The following is a 16,582-nucleotide window of genomic DNA, read 5'->3' as shown; positions in this document are numbered from 1 at the left end:
GCATTAAGGAGTCCATAATGGATAAGAGTAAACGTCGTTTTATCAAAGGCGCTACTGTGACGGGTGGCGTGGGATTATTTACCGCAGGTTACAGCCATACCTTAGCGCAAATGGGCAAAGGCGTGGTGAATGGCAGCTCGGGCAAGACCACCCAAGATCCCATCCATGGCAATTCGCTAGCCCCTGAATATAAAGTAGATTTAACCTCAGGCCAGTTGATTGGCAACGATGAGCAACGCATTGCCAATACCATGTGTCTCGGTTGCTGGACCAAATGCGGCGTGCGCGCCCGTATCGATAATAAAACAGATAAAATCCTCCGCATCAGTGGCAATCCCTATCATCCTCTCTCGGCGCGGGAACATATCGACTTCGATACCCCGATCAAAACCGCCTTAGTCGGCTTAAGTGCCTATCAGGAGCAGGGCTTACAGGGGCGCTCAACCGCCTGCGCCCGTGGCAATGCCATGTTAGAACAATTAGATAGTCCCTATCGCGTCACCCAATGCCTTAAACGGGTCGGGCCGCGCGGCAGTGGACAATGGCAAAGCATCAGTTTCGAGCAACTGCTAACCGAGGTCGTCGATGGCGGTGACTTATTTGGTGAGGGGCATGTCGAAGGCTTAAGGGCAATTCGCGATATCAGCACGCCACTCGATGCCAATAATCCTGAATATGGCCCCAAGGCCAACCAATTATTGGTGTCGAACGCCTCGGATGAAGGCCGAGATGTCATTATTAAACGCTTTACCTTCAATAGTTTCGGTACACGAAATTTTGCCAACCACGGTGCCTATTGCGGCTTTACCTATCGCGCGGGGGCGGGTGCCCTGCTCGACGATTTAAAAAAGTACGCCCACCTAAAACCCGATTGGGACAATAGCGAGTTTCTGCTGTTTATCGGTACCTCGCCACAGCAGTCGGGCAACCCTTTTAAACGCCAAGCGCGGCAATTGGCCAACGCTCGGGTCGATGGGCGAGAATTCAGTTATGTGGTGGTCTCGCCCATGCTGCCCAACACCTCGAACCAACCCTGCGCGGGTAACAATACTTGGCTGCCCATTCGCCCCGCAACCGACTCAGCCCTCGCCATGGGCATGCTGCGCTGGATTATCGATAACCAGCGCTACGCCAGTGCGTTTTTAACCGCGCCCAATGCCGAGGCGGCGAAAGCGGCGGGTTATCGCGGGTTCAGTAATGCCAGCTTCTTAATCATCAGCACGCCAAATCACCCCAGATACGGCCAATATTTGTATGCCAGCGATCTCGGTCTCCCCTTCGAAGGCAAAGCCTATGGCGAGCAGGATTCTCCACTGGTTGTCGACGCCGCTACTGGGCAGATCCTACCAGCGGGACAATGCGCCAAGGCGCAACTTGAGGTTGAGCAAAGCGTGAATACGCCAAAGGGCCAGCTGAGCGTGAAATCCAGTTTTCAGCTGCTCAGTGAAGCCGCGCGCAGCGTCGAGATGGCCGACTACGCTAAGGAGTGTGATATTAGCGAGGCGCAAATTGCGGCCCTCGCCCACAAGTTTACCAGCCATGGTACTAAGGCGGCGGTGATTTCCCACGGCGGCACTATGAGTGCTAACGGTTTTTACAGCGCATGGGCGATCATGATGCTCAACGCCATGATAGGTAACCTAAATCTTAAGGGCGGCGCTATAGCTAAGGGCGGCACTTTCCCCGCCTTTGGTGCGGGTCCTAGATACAATTTGCAGGAGTTTGACCGCATGGTCGAACCTAAGGGCGTATTCCTTTCCCGCTCTAAGTTCCCCTACGAAAAAACCTCTGAGTACCGCCGTAAAATCGAGGCAGGAGAGTCGCCCTATCCGTCGAAGGAACCTTGGTTTCCCATCTCATCGCCCCTGCTCGGTGAACACTTAACCGCAGCAGTGCATGGTTATCCCTATCGACTCAAGGCATGGATCAACCATATGGGTAACCCGATTTATGGTCAGGCGGGCCTTGGCGAAGCCATTGGTGAACAATTAAAAGATCCCAAAGTATTACCGCTATTTATCAGCATCGACAGCTTTATCAATGAGACCTCGGCGCTGTCGGACTACATAGTCCCCGACACCTTAACCTATGAATCTTGGGGCTGGAGCGCCGCGTGGCACGGCACGCTCACCAAAGAAGCCACAGGGCGCTGGCCGATTGTCGAGCCGAGGGTCGCCAAAACCGCTGACGGCGATGTGATTTGTATGGAGTCTTTCCTTAGCCAAGTGGCGATAAAACTCAATCTGCCCGGCTTTGGTCACAATGCGGTCAAGGCCGCCGATGGCAGTCTGCATCCTCTGAGCCGCGCGGCGGACTTCTCGCTCTACGGCGCAGCGAACGTGGCTTACCTTGGTAAACCCGTTGCCGATATCAATGCCGAGGATATGTACTTCAGTGGTGTTGGGCGCATTCAAGCGGACCTCAATGCCAGACTCAAACCCGAAGAGGTCAAAAAAGTCAGTTACTTATTTGCCCGTGGCGGCCGCTTTGAGAATATCAGCGCTGGCCGTGACGAGGCGGGCAACCCCAGCAAGGTTTGGCCAAAACCTTTAATGCTGTGGAACCCAGAGGTGGGCAGTCGGCGCAACAGCTTAAACGGCGAATATATGAGTGGCTGTCCAAGGCGTTATCATCCATCTCTCGCCAACGGCACCCCCTTGGAGCAAGCATTCGATAAGTCACAGTGGCCGCTGCTGATCAGCAGTTATAAGTCGCATACCATGAGTTCGATGAGCATAGGTTCGGACCGTTTGCGCCAAGTGCACCCCAATAATCCGGTGCGCATCAATGAGCAAACGGCCAAGCGCTTTGGCATTAAAACCGGTGATACGGTTAAGATCAGCACACCTAATGGCAGCGTAGTGGCTTTAGTGGAATGTGTGGCGGGCGTACATCCCGACTGTATTGCCATCGAGCACGGCTATGGCCATAAGGAGTTAGGCGCGCGGGACATAGTTATCGATGATAAAAAGATCGCCGCCAATCCGCTGATCCGCGTCGGAGTCAATATGAACGACTTAAATCTGTTCGACCCAAGCCGCCATGGGCGCTATCCGCTGGTGGACTGGGCCAGCGGCGCATCGGCGCGGCAAGGACTGCCCGCCAAGATAGAGAAAATCGCTTGACCTAAGCTCGCCATCCAAGGCGCTTGTATCAGCGCCTTGGATAAATAACCCACCTTTGAAGCTCGACACATGTCGCTCTTTTTTATCCTCAGCTTGATCTTATTTTGGCGATAATTGGTATCTATCTCACAGCATTAAGTTTCGTTGAAAAGCCACTTACGCGTAAAATCATGGCTATATTTACACTATGCCTAAATCAGCAGCTTAGGCACTCAGCGCCGTTTTTGAGTTAACCCACTCATCAGGAGTATTCAGTGTTTAATTCTTCACTACGTAAAGACCTAGCAGAAAGCGAAATAAAGCGCAGGGAAGCCGAAGCCGTTGTCGATTCAATCAAGGCGAGTATCGCAACGATTGAGTTTACTCCCGATGGAATCATCCTCGACGCGAATCCGCTGTTTTTAAAGGCTGTAGGCTACTCACTGGACGAGATTGTCGGTAAGCACCACAAATTATTTTGTGCCGCAGACTATGTAAGCTCCTCTGAGTATCAACACTTTTGGCGCGAGTTAAAGCAAGGACAGGCGAAGGAAGGCAAATTCCCCCGCGTGCATAAGAATGGCCAAGAGATCTGGCTTAGGGCGACCTATTTCCCCATCAAGCTGGATGGTAAAATCACTAAGATCATGAAAACCGCAGCGGTGATCACTGAGGATAAATACCAACTGGATGCTCAGGCGGCACTGTTTACCGCCCTGCAAAAATCCCAGGCGATTATCGAGTTCAGCCCCGAGGGTAATGTCCTCAATGCCAATGCCAACTTCCTCAGAACCATGGGGTATAGCAAGGAGCAACTGCAGGGCAAGCATCACCGTCTGTTCTGCTTCGATAACTTCTATCAGGATAATCCGCATTTTTGGGATGACCTACGACGCGGGCAATACAAGAAAGGCCTATTCCAACGTAAAAATGCCTACGGGGATTCGATTTGGCTTGAGGCCGTCTACAACCCCGTGATGGATGATCACGGCAAAGTGGTGAAGGTGATCAAGTTTGCCAGTGACATTACCCAAAGGATCATCAAGAGTCATGCGATTCGGGATGCGGCCAATATCGCCCATGCCACCTCGCAGAGCACGGTGGAACAGGCTAACCGCGGCGTGCAATTGCTCGACGCGACGGTAAACACCTCTAATGCTATTGCGGCGCAGACCCACAAAACCACTGAGTCTATGGTGAAGCTCAACGAGCAATCCCAAAGTATTCAAGCGATTGTGGCAACCATCAGTGCGATTGCAGATCAAACCAATCTACTGGCCCTCAATGCCGCCATCGAAGCCGCCCGCGCGGGCGAACAAGGTCGAGGCTTTGCCGTGGTGGCCGATGAGGTACGCCAATTAGCGGCGAGAACCAGTAAATCGACTGGCGAAATTGCTGCCGTGGTTGATAAGAACAGCCAACTGACGGCCAGTGCCACCAGCATGATGAACGAGGTTGAGCGCATCGCCGAGGAAGGCAAACAGCAATTAGCGGAAGTCACCGCCGTGATGGGTGATATTCGCACCGGCGCAGAGAATGTCGCCGAGACAGTCTCGCAACTGTCTATTGATTAACCTATTTTGGCTAAGCGTTAATGGATAAGCGAGAGGCTTAACCTATGGCTAAACAGAAAGGCAGAGTTGATATGTGAAGTGGGAAAACGGCTGGAGAGCGAGGTTAGCAAGTTAAGTTAAATAACCTAGCTAAGCTCTTGGGATAACGGGCTTTAAAGCTGTTATCCCATGTGGTTTCAATTGAGTCACATCCGTTATCGGCGTCTTGGTTTTCCCTAGACGCCACACTTACCTAATCACTCAGGTCTTACTCGAAATAGTTCTGACTCAAAATAAGCCTTACTCGAGATAGGTCTGACTCAAAATACCGCTTAAAAATCAGTTTTGCGCCCTTCATAGGCGGCGCACATTTGCTGCATTTGCGCCTCTTCGTAGGGGCGCAGGCCGCTCATGACTAAGGTTTTAATCCCAGTGCCGACTAAGGTATCGCCGCTATGCAGCTCGAAGTGCAGTGTCACATCACCACGCTTGCCATCAATCTTAAGCTCTTGTTGTACTAGCGATAATTTTACTTCCACAAAGTCGAGACTGGTTAAGTCGAATGACATGCTCTCGTAGATCACTAAGGGACGCTCGGGATTGATCATCACTTGATGCTGTTTCATCAAAGGCACCAAGATATCGATAAAATTGTGCCCCGAAAACGCCACATAATTGCGAATAAAGGATTCGGTTTGCGCGTCACAGCGACTCACATCGCCCTCACGACTGACCTGCAAATAGGTTTTCTCGCGGTTATCGCAAATCGAAAAACTGTCGTTCACCTGCTCGGGAAATTGCAGCTCGACGCCATCACCGACCATGCCAGCAAAGGTAAACTTCATGTTCTGGCTTAAACCGTATTGGGTTAAGACGAGGGCAAACAGCAAGTCACCGGGCACACAAAAGCGCTTAGCACCCACATCGTGAATAGGGTTAAAGTCTTGGGCGATTTTCTTGGCGAAGTCACTGGCTTGTTGTGCAGATACAGAAATTGATTGATTTTGCTTAGAAAAATACGGCGATAGGAACATATAAACTCGATCTTAACTGGCTCAATATTGGGCGAATAACAAAGGTGCAACGAGTCTACCTCAGTTTCGGCATTTCACTCACCCGATGACTTATCCTCTTAGGGTAACGAACAAAGTAACACCTGACTTACATTTGTAAAGATAAAGAATTTTAAGTTGGTTTTAAGTTAATAAAACTAAGCTCCGCGGCCGCAAACGAGAACAATTCCTGTTTGTAAAAAAATAAAGACAAGCACCATGTCCGATTCGGAGAGCCCAATGACCCAACTTAGCCCAATGCGCCTTAGCCTATTAGCCTGCGCATTAACTACCGCCTTCAATACCCAAGCTAATTCGCCCAGCCAAGCCCCCGCAAAAATAGAACAGATCAGTATTTTCGGCAGTAAAAATCCCCTCGATACCACCCCAGGTAGCGCCCATCAAATTACCGAAGCCGAATTAGAAACCTTTAAATATTCCGATATTATGCGCACCTTGGCCTCTGTGCCCGGCGTTTATATTCAAGAAGAAGATGGTTATGGCCTGCGCCCGAACATTGGTATGCGTGGCACGGGGCAAAATCGTTCTGAAAAGATTACCGTGATGGAAGACGGCGTTCTCGCCGCTCCCGCCCCCTATGCCTCCCCAGCGGCTTACTACTTCCCCACCTCAGGTAGAATGCAATCGGTTGAAATCCTAAAGGGAAGCTCAACGGTCAAGTATGGCCCACGCACCACGGGTGGGGTGATTAACATGTTGTCTCGGCAAATTCCTCAAGAGGCATTAGCCGGCAAAATTGATCTGGCCTTAGGTCAAGATGGCTTCGGTAAATTACACACCTATGCGGGCGGACAAGGCGAACGCATTGGCGCAGTGGCCGAGATTTATCGCTATCAAGCCGACGGATTTCGAGAGATAAACACGGTCGGCGGCGACACTGGCTTTACTAAAAATGATGCCTTAGCCAAAGTCAGAGTGAACACCGACAGCACGGCTGCATACCAGCAATCCCTTGAACTCAAATTGAAATTTGCCGATGAGACCTCTAACGAAACCTATATGGGTCTGACCGATGCGGATTATCAGGCCTCGCCCTATAGTCGCTATTCAGCCTCGCAAAAAGATCAGATGACCACAGAGCATAAGCAAGTACAGCTCAACCATATTATCGATTTTAGCGACACGCTAAGCCTTAGCAGCATTGGCTATTACAATGATTTTCATCGAAATTGGTATAAGGCCGACAAGGTGGGTGGTGAGTCATTAAGTGGCAAAGGGATCCAAAATGCTGCCGACTTTGATGCGGGTCTACTCTCTGAGCTTGAGGTCAATGTCAAAGCCAATAATCGCAGTTACCTCGCCCAAGGCATACAAACGGAACTCAATTGGTTACTCGGGGATCACGACCTCGCCTTTGGTCTTCGCTACCATGAAGATGAAATGGACAGGTACCAATGGGCCGACAGTTATGCAATGGACGCCAACAGTGTCATGTTACGCACTAAGAGTGGTGTCCCGGGCACCGACTCTAACCGTGTCGATAGCGCCACGGCATTTGCGGCCTATGTGCAGGATAAAATCAGCCTAGACGCGCTCACCATTACCGCTGGCCTCCGCTGGGAAGATGTCGAAACCCAACGCCGCGATTGGGGTAAGAAGAATCCGGGCCGCGAGGGGAATCCCGATAAACAGGTTGAAAGCCAGTTCAATGCACTGCTGCCTTCGTTATCAGCAACTTACCAGATTAATGAGCAAGTATTACTTCTGGCTGGGGTACAAAAAGGCTTCTCGCCCGCCGCACCCGGCAATGCTAAGGGGCAAGAAGAACAAAGCTGGAACTATGAGGCTGGCGTTCGCTACCATCAAGATGCATTTAATGCAGAGTTAATCGGTTTCTATAGCGATTACAGTAACATGCACGGCAACTGCACGGCGGCGCAGGGTTGTGATGACACTAAACTCGACAATCAGTACAACGCAGGCGAAGTAGAAGTTAAAGGCCTCGAACTCAGCCTAGCCCACGAGTTTAACCACACCCCCCCTGTGTCAGGATTGTTGTCACCCCTAAATAATCATTATGTTTAAAGACAGGGTGCGGCAAAAGAGAACGATATGGCTCGGTATTCACCAGAACGTAAAGAAGCGATCCTTAAAAAATTATTACCTCCTCACAACTTAACGGTCGCAGAGGTCGCTCGGGAAGAAGGCATCGCGGTGCAAACCTTGTATCATTGGCGAGATATTGCCAGAAAAGAAGGTCGCCCCGTGCCAGGTAAAACATTAACAGCCGATGATTGGTCGGCTGAAGCAAAACTTGCCGTGATTATTGAAACAGCGCCGCTGTCGGAAGCGGAGATAAACCAGTATTGCCGTGAAAAGGGCTTGTTCCGCGAGCAAGTACAGCAGTGGAAACAGGATTGTTTAGCTGGTTTTCAAACCTCAGAAGTACAAACTAAAACCATTAAACAGCAGGCTAAGGCTGACAAAGCCGAAATCAAATCGCTGCAACGGGAATTGCGCTATAAGGAGAAAGCGCTGGCTGAAGCTGCTGCGTTACTGGTGCTCAGAAAAAAGCTCAATGCGCTCTGGGGGGACGACAGCGAGGAGAGCTAACCCCCTTGCCTGAGCGCATAGCATTGATTGCCTTAATCCAAGAGGCCTATACCAATGGTGCTCGCCTTTATAAGGCTTGTGCTGAAACGGGCCTCAGTAAGCGTACCTATCGACGTTGGTATCGAGAAGGTCAAGTGCAAGCTGATTTAAGGCCAACAGCAGCTCGACCAGAGCCAGCAAATAAACTCGAAGAACATGAGCGACAACAGATATTAAGTGTGTGCAATCAAGCGGAGTACGCCAGCTTACCCCCGTCGCAAATTGTGCCAACATTATTAGATAACGGGATTTATATCGCCTCGGAATCCAGCTTCTACAGAGTGTTAAATGCTCATGGTCAACTTAACCATCGTGGCCGCACTCAGGCTGCGGTCAATCGAAGCAAACCGTTGAGTTATCGGGCAGATGGGCCGAATCAAGTGTGGTCATGGGACATCACTTATTTAGCCTCAATCGTCAAAGGCCAGTTCTACTATTTGTACCTGTTTGAAGATATTTACAGTAGAAAAATAGTGGGTTACGAAGTTCATGAGCAAGAAAGTGGGGAATATGCCGCTGCGCTAATCCAACGCTGTCTGTTACGCGAGCAATGCTTTAACACGCCATTAGTGCTGCATTCTGATAATGGGGCGCCGATGAAGTCACTGACCATGAAAGCCAAGCTGGAAGAGCTTGGTATTACGGCATCATTAAGTCGGCCGCGGGTGAGTAATGACAACCCCTTTTCAGAGTCGTTATTTAAAACGTTGAAATACCGCCCACAGTGGCCGGCATCAGGTTTTAGCTGCTTAGCAACAGCAAGAGAATGGGTGGAAAAGTTTGTAACCTGGTACAACGATGAGCATAAACACAGCCAGCTAAATTTTGTCTCACCAGGGCAACGTCATGCACTGCAAGATGGCGCTATTTTAGCGAAGCGCAAGAAAGTGCTTGAGGCGGCGAAGGAAAGAAAACCGATGCGTTGGTCTACAGAGATCAGAAATTGTGAAGCGGTTGGCGCTGTAACACTCAACCCAGATAAGGCACCAGAAGAAGGCGTAATAAATGCAGCTTAATATTTAAACAAAGAGTGACAACTATCTTGAAAAACACCGCACCGGGGCGATGAGTTTTCCAGTCAAACTCGCCTACACCTACACGGATGCCGAGTTTGGCAATAGTTTCGAATCTGAGTTTGAAACTTGGGATAAGGTTGAAGCGGGTTACAAGTTAACCTATCTACCTGAAAACCAATTGTATATTTCAGCAGGTGTGCAATCGCAACACTGGCAAATCACAGTGGCGGCACGTTATACCGATGAGATGCGAACAAAAGCAGGTGCAGGTGCCATTCCCGCAGATGAAGTGATTGAGGCCAAAACCTTAGTGGACTTGTCGGCGCGTTACTTTGTCACCCACAGTCAGGAAGTGTACTTAACCGTAGACAACCTCTTAGATGAAACCTATATGACGACGCGAGTACACGGCTCTATTTTTGCCGGAAAACCTCAAACGGTTACACTCGGTTACAGCTATAAATTTTAATCCCTCCTAAAACGAACAAGGGCAAACAGTTTGCCCTTGTAAATCATCTGTCTGTAATCACTGCGACTAAACTCGCTTAAATTCACGCTTTAACTGAAAACTCTCGTCGGTCACCAGCTGTTCTAACACCTCAACCCGTTCGCGCAGTTTATCAAGCTCAATGCGTAACAGTTGGTTTTCGGCCTGAAGCTTATTACTGACCGAATTGCCGCGCTCGCGGATCTTCATAATCGCGACTGTATATCCGCCGACAATGGCAAAAATAGGGATAAGTAATGCAAGCGTTGCTGCGTTCATAACGGGTCCTTTTCGAATTTATCTCTTAATCCAGTATGTGCAACATAACCTAAATGCACCAGTGACAAAAGTCATGAGTTGTCACTAAGCAGTTGAGCGACGCTCTACGAAGTCCCACGCTATTCCTTATCGAAACTATCCACCACAATCGCCCCCATAGAAGCCGGCATAGTAATCACGACAATCCGTTTAATGGAGGTCAGAGGGTCGTCAATAAAGGGCAGCTTATCGAGGCAAAGGAGCACCAAACTCACCACACAGGCGCTGATCAGATAGGCCATAACAATCCGAAAAATAAATACTGGTAGGCGATCACGAATGTTTTGTTGGAACACACTCTGGTAAGTAAATACCCCGAGAAACAGCAACGACAAACTCAATAACATCAGCAGATTCAGTAGCGGCAAGGTCTCCCCGAGTTGCCATGCCTCCTCCGAAAAACCAATAGGCACGGCAAGCGCAAAGGCGCCGACACAGACTTGAATCGCATCTTCAGTGTTAAAACGGTAGGTATCAAAGTTAAAGCTCATCGCGCCTCCCTGTGATTTCACGGCACATCATAGCCGCACATCGAATAAGCAAATCATAACCCGTAAAATGTCACCCATTGTCGCTACTTTGGCTGCGCTTTTAATGCGTCGGCTAGCACCTTAAAGGCTACGATAGCATGGCTGCCAGAAGCAGCCTTGAGGTGGACTGTCGTCTCGCTAATCACCATGGTTCTCCTGTTTAACATCGATGTCGCCTGTTTGTTTTGAAGGAAGATGAGTAACTCGTTTGGGGACAAAAGCGATTAATCTTTTTATCTATTTATGGAATTTATTGTCATTGCTTCCCCAGTGACTCGCCGTGAATATATCCCTATAGGCTCGACGGCGACATCCATGTCGCCAACGGTCACTGGTGTCCCAATGCCAATTTTTACTACCCATTTTCGATACGTACGTAAAAAGAAAAGGGACATTTTCGAGTTAAAGCATTAACTCTAACTCGTCAGTTTCGGATAAAAATTTCTATGGATTGAGCCGCCTTAAGCGGTGAGTAATAGTTAGCTAAACTATGTAGCTTAGCGGAGTCGAGCCAACTATTACGAATCCGACTTTAATGCCTTGTTATACATCATTTTATGCCATGCTAAACTTTTTTTAGATAACTTGTGATCTTTGCTAATCTGTAAATTACCTTCAATGCCAATTAGCTTACCATTTTCTGCTATAGAGAATGCAAATCCATCAAGAAGAACGTGGTGATTAGGGCAAAGACACAAAATATTTGATTCTACATCCGGTCCATTGTAGGGCTTGCCCAAAGGTATAATATGAGCCCCTTCGGAATAAGGGCCATTGCTAGTAGTCAAATTAACCCCACAAACTTGGCATGTGTTTTTATATGTTCTCTTTACACCTTGAGAAACTTTTGTATTTCTAATTATCCGGCTAACTAATATTTCTTTCCTTTTAGGATTAGCTGTTTCGGTTTCCTGATATTCAATTTCCAAACCGCATAATTCAAGTAGAATTATTGCTGCCTTTTCATTCAAAGGATATAAGTAGCCTTGATTTCTCCTGCTTGCAGAATCAATAGGAGAATACAATCCCTGCAAATGTTTCTGGACGAGCTTAATAGTAGAATCTAAGTCAATACAACTTTCAAAAGTGTTGTATGTGCATGCAACCGTGCAGTTTTTGTTACTAGCGTCAGCATTTTCTTCTGCGATTAATACCGCTTGAAAACCTGATTTTGAAAATGAAAATATTACATCACCTTTTCGAACATCGAAGATCCTTCTTCTTGCATGATGTTCAGAATCACGAGTGTCTGCTCGAATGACACCAAGCTTCTGTTCTTGCTTGAATAGAGATTGATTAACCCAGAAGAATTGCATGATACTTCCTTGATGTATAACGCTCGCATTTGCGGCTGGTTTGAAGCGCAGCGGAAAACCAGTCCGACAACATGCGCTTGTTAGATTTTTATGTGTAATGCTGATGCAAGCTCCTGAAGAATATTTTCGGAGAGTTCAACCATATGCTTACTTACGACTGGCTCAGCGCCATGAATAATTGAATTCCTTAAGGATATAAGACTTTTAATTTCACCAAATAGATCTTGGTTAATTCGCTCTGCCCGCAATATGAATTCTGCCAGCCTTACATTTGAAATCCTTCTTCTTGAACGACTCTCACCCTCAGATTGATATGCTTGGCCATATTTCTGAAGTATATATTCTAATTTATTGTAATTGGTTAGGAAGCTTTCGAGGCTTCCTTTATCTTCAGCTTCAGGGGTTGGATCAACTTTCTGCTGAATAACCTTGCTTTCCTTTTCAATCCTCTTCGGTGCGATGACATCAAATATGAAATAGGCGATAACCAGCAGGTTTATGAAAAATGCAGATTGCGCTGTATTCATGATAATGGTGTTAAACGTGGTCTGTGCACTGCTTTCAGACGAGATCACAAGGTTAGACATTATTAAAGTGAAAATGGACAATGCCGTTACAAAGAGAAGCATATTGAAATACCTCTCTTTAAGGCTATCAACAGCCACAGTTAATGTATCATCTTCAAATTCTTCTCGACTAAGTTCGTTTCGGAAGAATATAAAGCCCGTTAGGGTTAACCCGTAAACTCCAGCCAACACCTGGGCAGAAGTAGAGTACAAATAGAATATCTGGTTTTCATTCAGGCTAAGTAACGGCCGATCCAAACCGATCAGACTCGTAATTCCTGAGATAATTACGATGAGGATGGTAGACAGTACCGAGATTTTTATTGGTGTCAAACACACACTCCTTTGTATGAGAGAAATCTAACATCTATGGACACCCCGTTTTTTGCAAGAGAAATCAGACGATAACAATTGTGGTTTTGCAGCCATCTATTCGGATTCCTTGTAAGAGACTTGCTCTTGATCCCCGATGAACTTCTCTGACTTGGCTCTAATCATTTTATCGTTTTCTAAGAAACGATGTTAGGCACAGAATTTCCAAGTCACGGTCTAACCTGTATTGTCATCACTTGCTTTCACTTAGCAAAACTGGATGTACTTTTCACTTAATAGGTTCGCTCTACGCTAAAATTTTCTTCTTTGGCCAATACAGCCCAAGAGATACGAACCAGTTTATTAGCTAACGCTACAATCACTTTATTTTTATGCATTCTCTTGAGCAACGAGGTTACCCATCCAAAGAACGGTTTTCCTTCTTTCAAATGTCTCATCACTGCTCTAGCACCATGGATAAACATACGTCTTAAGTAGGTATCTCCTCGCTTACTGATACCTAGCAGCAGTGACTTACCTCCACTAGAGTGCTGACTTGGCACTAGTCCCATCCAAGCGGATAACTGCCGTCCTGATGAAAACGCTTTTGCATCACCAATACTCGCAACTAATGCGGATGAGGTTAGGCGACCAACACCAGGGATACCTCTGACCTTCTGACACTCATCACTGACTTCACTCGCGAGATCTATCTGCTTATCCAAATATTCCACATACTGTTCAAGCTCTCTTAAACGTGTTTGCATTAATTTAATGTGCCCAACCAGCAGCTTTGGCAACTGATACTCTACCAAGCTAAAACCTTCTCTAAACCATTTTTTTAGCTGAAATCTTCCCGCAGGAACACTCACACCAAATTCTTGAAGGCTTGCCCTAATTCGATTGATTAATGCGGTACGGTCTCTTATTACACCTTCTCTTTCTCGATGAAGTAACAATAAAGCTTGCTGTTCTTCACTTTTAACGGAAACAAATCGCATTGTTGGTCGGCGAACAGCTTCACAAATCGCTTCAGCATCAGCCATATCGTTCTTATTTGTCTTTACGTAAGGCTTAACATACTGAGGTGGCATGAGCCTGACTTCATGGCCTAGCTTCCTTATTTCTCGAGCCCAATAATGAGAACTGGCACAGGCTTCCATTCCTATAAGACAAGGGGCTATATTGCTTAAAAACTTAATGACTTGATTTCTTCTTAAGGCTCTATTTACTAGTTTTTTCCCTGTCTTATCAAACGCACATAATTGAAAAACTGACTTGGCTAAATCAATTCCGATTGTATAAATATCACTCATGGCGGTCTCCTTTTAAACTGACTTTCTCAGTATAGGAGGGGTGTCCATTTCATTATTTTATTAGTGCGCATGCGCGTTTATCTCGTTGGACCAGTAAAAACGCGCACAATTAACTATCTGTATGCAAAGAACTTATCAGCTTTCTGCCTAATATACCATCTGGAAAAACGCGCATGCACGTTTTCCAAACCTATTATCTAACCGTTACGGATTATACCTCGCTGATTTTAAATGACTTTAAACTATCTATATTGGAGTATCGCGCACATATATGTTCTCAACACGCTCAAAACAAGCGTTTTAAGATCTGGATATTACCTATCCAGATCTGGCCTGTTATAGCGAAGTGCTAAAAATGGGAACTAATAGATGAGATTTAGTAGGGTAACTCGTTCATAAACTGCCAAATGAACCAACGAGTGCTAGTAAGCTTTTTGGGCGTGGTCGAAATAGAATCTAGCTCCTCACCAATGGACGACCCAAAGCCATCAATTAAGGCCAACTCCAATCGACGTAAAACTCAGTCTACATAATCAATGGCGATTCAAAATCCACAATTTAAATTACATAATTCTTTTAAATTAGTAGCATAGATCACAGCCTAACTCGAAAAACCTTTTATTATTGTCTGACTTTACACTCAAAGCTACATTGCTTAGTTTCGCTTACTATTTTTATCAAAGGAATGTCGAATGAAATTAAAACTCAGAGTGATTACTTTAATTGGCGTAGCATTTACGGTAATCGGATGCAGGGCAGAATCCGCAGCACCTATGACTGTTGAGGGATTGCAGGAGTTATATGCATATGAATCTGAGTTAGACCTTAATCGGTTAAGTGTAGACTACGAAGCCTGTAAGGCAGACAAAACTTGCATTGCGAAAGCTACTTTCAATGCTTATGAGCGAGCTTTTTCTGCAGCGGGGTATTCGCAAGCAGCGACAACTGTTGCATTAATTGATTTCTCCAAAAAGGCTGAACGCACCCGCTCAAATGTTCAGCTCCAACTAAAATATGGAGAAATTTTGATGGGGTACTTTCAGTGTTTAGCTGATGGGCCGTGTAAATCGTGGCTTATTGCTGAAGGCAAGGCAACTCAACCTCAAATTGATGCTTATGAACATCAAGGGTAACTTTCTCACTAACAATGGGTAAGTTTTAATTTTCAGGAAATATCAGTTGCTTGCTCAGCCACTTGATGTTTCTCTGATAGCTGAATGACCACCAATCCATTAGTCACTTTGTAACAATACAAAAACTAATTCAACCGAGACAAGCATAAAATATCCTATGACACTTTGGGGCAAAACGCGTTAGTTTTTACTCTAAGTCGTTGGCTTTAGCTTTAGACGTTTATGGATAACATCCACACTTATGGGTAAGAATATGGGCCATATTCGCCAAGCGGCCCCATATTTTGTCCCTACGTTCGAAGGGAGCGACTAGGTCTGATTGTTAGCTTTTGGCTGGTCCCAAATAATCAAACAAGCTGTTCCTTTGCTCTTTAGTTAACGCATAGTAACTAAACTCTATATGTTCGCCGTTAGCCTCTAATAGTTGTATTTGCTTTGGATACTGCGAGGTAACTTTATAGCCACAATATGAAGCTCTATTTATCTGCTGGACTTCACCATATGTCGAAACAAGCATTTTCTGGTCGTCTATTGTGATTGAAAATGAATCAATTTTTGATTTCCCAGTGTTGAATAGGAGTAACCATACGGGAATGAGAATATTCACCGCTAGAAAAACAATAAACATCAGCAAAAAAGTATATTGATCGCTTTTTGAACCAACGATGGTGAGTAACCCTAATTGTGGGAGGAGTAGTGACAACGCAGTCTTATAGAGCCTGTCGAGAATGCTCTGCAAATTTGTTTGTTTTAAATCCATTTACACATACCAGAAGCTAACGTCTTATTCGTGCATTTGCGCGTTTATCCCGTGAGGACACTGGAAACGCGCACAGTTAACTTTTTTTGAAAATAAGCGTTTAGATTGGTGTTTAGATGCAGCTTAATGCGTTGATTGAGTCAGCTTATTGACTCAATCAACGCAACCTGATTAAGTGCGATACAGCACCTTCACCACATGCCAACCAAATTTGGTTTTAACGAGATGTGGCACCAGTAGCTCACCGGAAAAGGCGACTTTATCGAACTGTGGCACCATTTGGCCACGTTTGAATTCACCGAGATCACCGCCTTTTTTCGCCGATGGGCATGAGGAATAGCGCTTGGCTAACGCACCAAAATTCGCGCCTTTATTCAATTGCTTAATAATATCTTCCGCCTGCTCTTTGTGTTTAACAAGGATATGCACTGCGGCTGCGGTTTTATACATCTGGTACTCTCTTTTATCAAAGACAGCGGTGCCATCTTGCTGCACCGCTGTTATCG

At 46.4% G+C, this 16,582-nt stretch carries 14 protein-coding genes and 1 pseudogene; 6 read left to right on the top strand and 9 right to left on the bottom strand.

The window, feature by feature from the left end:
• Positions 1–17: 17 nt before the first annotated feature.
• On the top strand, positions 18–3,125 hold the full coding sequence (locus tag N7386_RS03255) for a tetrathionate reductase subunit A (RefSeq protein WP_279767037.1): 3,108 nt from the start codon (positions 18–20) through the stop codon (positions 3,123–3,125).
• A gap of 254 nt (positions 3,126–3,379) precedes the next feature.
• Positions 3,380–4,678, top strand: coding sequence for a PAS domain-containing methyl-accepting chemotaxis protein (locus N7386_RS03250; RefSeq protein ID WP_279767036.1), 1,299 nt, complete (start codon positions 3,380–3,382; stop codon positions 4,676–4,678).
• A gap of 311 nt (positions 4,679–4,989) precedes the next feature.
• Here the strand turns inward: N7386_RS03250 and N7386_RS03245 are convergent, their stop codons facing one another.
• Entirely contained in the window at positions 4,990–5,691 is a 702-nt protein-coding gene (locus tag N7386_RS03245) for a DUF3581 domain-containing protein (protein WP_220057287.1), read from the bottom strand.
• A 258-nt stretch (positions 5,692–5,949) separates the two neighbouring features.
• On the opposite strand from N7386_RS03245, the gene N7386_RS03240 reads away from it, so the two are divergent.
• The 3 genes and pseudogenes from N7386_RS03240 to N7386_RS03230 all read left to right on the top strand — a co-directional run.
• Positions 5,950–7,755 carry a TonB-dependent receptor gene (locus tag N7386_RS03240; RefSeq protein WP_347815250.1) on the top strand — a complete coding sequence of 602 codons (1,806 nt, stop codon included), beginning with the start codon at positions 5,950–5,952 and terminating at the stop codon, positions 7,753–7,755.
• Positions 7,756–7,782: 27 nt separating this feature from the next.
• Positions 7,783–9,338, top strand: a protein-coding gene (locus N7386_RS03235) for an IS3-like element ISSpu6 family transposase (RefSeq protein WP_086937296.1) whose coding sequence is annotated in 2 segments (ribosomal slippage) — positions 7,783–8,245 and positions 8,245–9,338 — 1,557 coding nt in all. Because the reading frame shifts where the segments join, the coding sequence is not laid out codon by codon here.
• 34 nt (positions 9,339–9,372) lie between these two features.
• Positions 9,373–9,807: pseudogene (locus N7386_RS03230) on the top strand (TonB-dependent receptor); the annotation flags it as partial.
• A 66-nt stretch (positions 9,808–9,873) separates the two neighbouring features.
• Here the strand turns inward: N7386_RS03230 and N7386_RS03225 are convergent.
• The 6 genes from N7386_RS03225 to N7386_RS03200 all read right to left on the bottom strand — a co-directional run bounded on the left by N7386_RS03225 (position 9,874) and on the right by N7386_RS03200 (position 14,183).
• Positions 9,874–10,104 (bottom strand): hypothetical protein, encoded by a 231-nt coding sequence (locus N7386_RS03225; RefSeq protein ID WP_011621428.1) that lies wholly within the window; start codon positions 10,102–10,104, stop codon positions 9,874–9,876.
• A gap of 119 nt (positions 10,105–10,223) precedes the next feature.
• Positions 10,224–10,634, bottom strand: a complete 411-nt coding sequence (locus N7386_RS03220) for a DUF2391 family protein (RefSeq protein ID WP_279767035.1) — start codon at positions 10,632–10,634, stop codon at positions 10,224–10,226.
• A gap of 83 nt (positions 10,635–10,717) precedes the next feature.
• The gene (locus N7386_RS03215) at positions 10,718–10,840 is read right to left on the bottom strand and encodes a hypothetical protein (protein ID WP_279767034.1); all 123 of its coding nucleotides are present in this window, start codon (positions 10,838–10,840) and stop codon (positions 10,718–10,720) included.
• A 351-nt stretch (positions 10,841–11,191) separates the two neighbouring features.
• Entirely contained in the window at positions 11,192–11,989 is a 798-nt protein-coding gene (locus N7386_RS03210; protein ID WP_279767033.1) for an HNH endonuclease, read from the bottom strand.
• Positions 11,990–12,069: 80 nt separating this feature from the next.
• Complete coding sequence (locus tag N7386_RS03205) at positions 12,070–12,888, bottom strand: hypothetical protein (RefSeq protein WP_279767032.1); 819 nt, start codon at positions 12,886–12,888, stop codon at positions 12,070–12,072.
• A 272-nt stretch (positions 12,889–13,160) separates the two neighbouring features.
• Entirely contained in the window at positions 13,161–14,183 is a 1,023-nt protein-coding gene (locus tag N7386_RS03200; RefSeq protein WP_279767031.1) for an IS110 family transposase, read from the bottom strand.
• Between the two features lie 692 nt (positions 14,184–14,875).
• On the opposite strand from N7386_RS03200, the gene N7386_RS03195 reads away from it, so the two are divergent.
• Positions 14,876–15,316 (top strand): hypothetical protein, encoded by a 441-nt coding sequence (locus N7386_RS03195; RefSeq protein ID WP_279767030.1) that lies wholly within the window; start codon positions 14,876–14,878, stop codon positions 15,314–15,316.
• Between the two features lie 322 nt (positions 15,317–15,638).
• On the opposite strand, the gene N7386_RS03190 is transcribed toward N7386_RS03195, so the two are convergent.
• Complete coding sequence (locus tag N7386_RS03190) at positions 15,639–16,076, bottom strand: hypothetical protein (RefSeq protein ID WP_279767029.1); 438 nt, start codon at positions 16,074–16,076, stop codon at positions 15,639–15,641.
• 171 nt (positions 16,077–16,247) lie between these two features.
• Complete coding sequence (locus N7386_RS03185) at positions 16,248–16,526, bottom strand: peptidylprolyl isomerase (RefSeq protein ID WP_011627235.1); 279 nt, start codon at positions 16,524–16,526, stop codon at positions 16,248–16,250.
• Between the last annotated feature and the right edge of the window lie 56 nt (positions 16,527–16,582).

Source organism: Shewanella sp. GD04112, from assembly GCF_029835735.1.
Taxonomy (GTDB): Bacteria; Pseudomonadota; Gammaproteobacteria; order Enterobacterales; family Shewanellaceae; genus Shewanella.
This window is presented reverse-complemented; position numbering and strand designations above follow the sequence as displayed.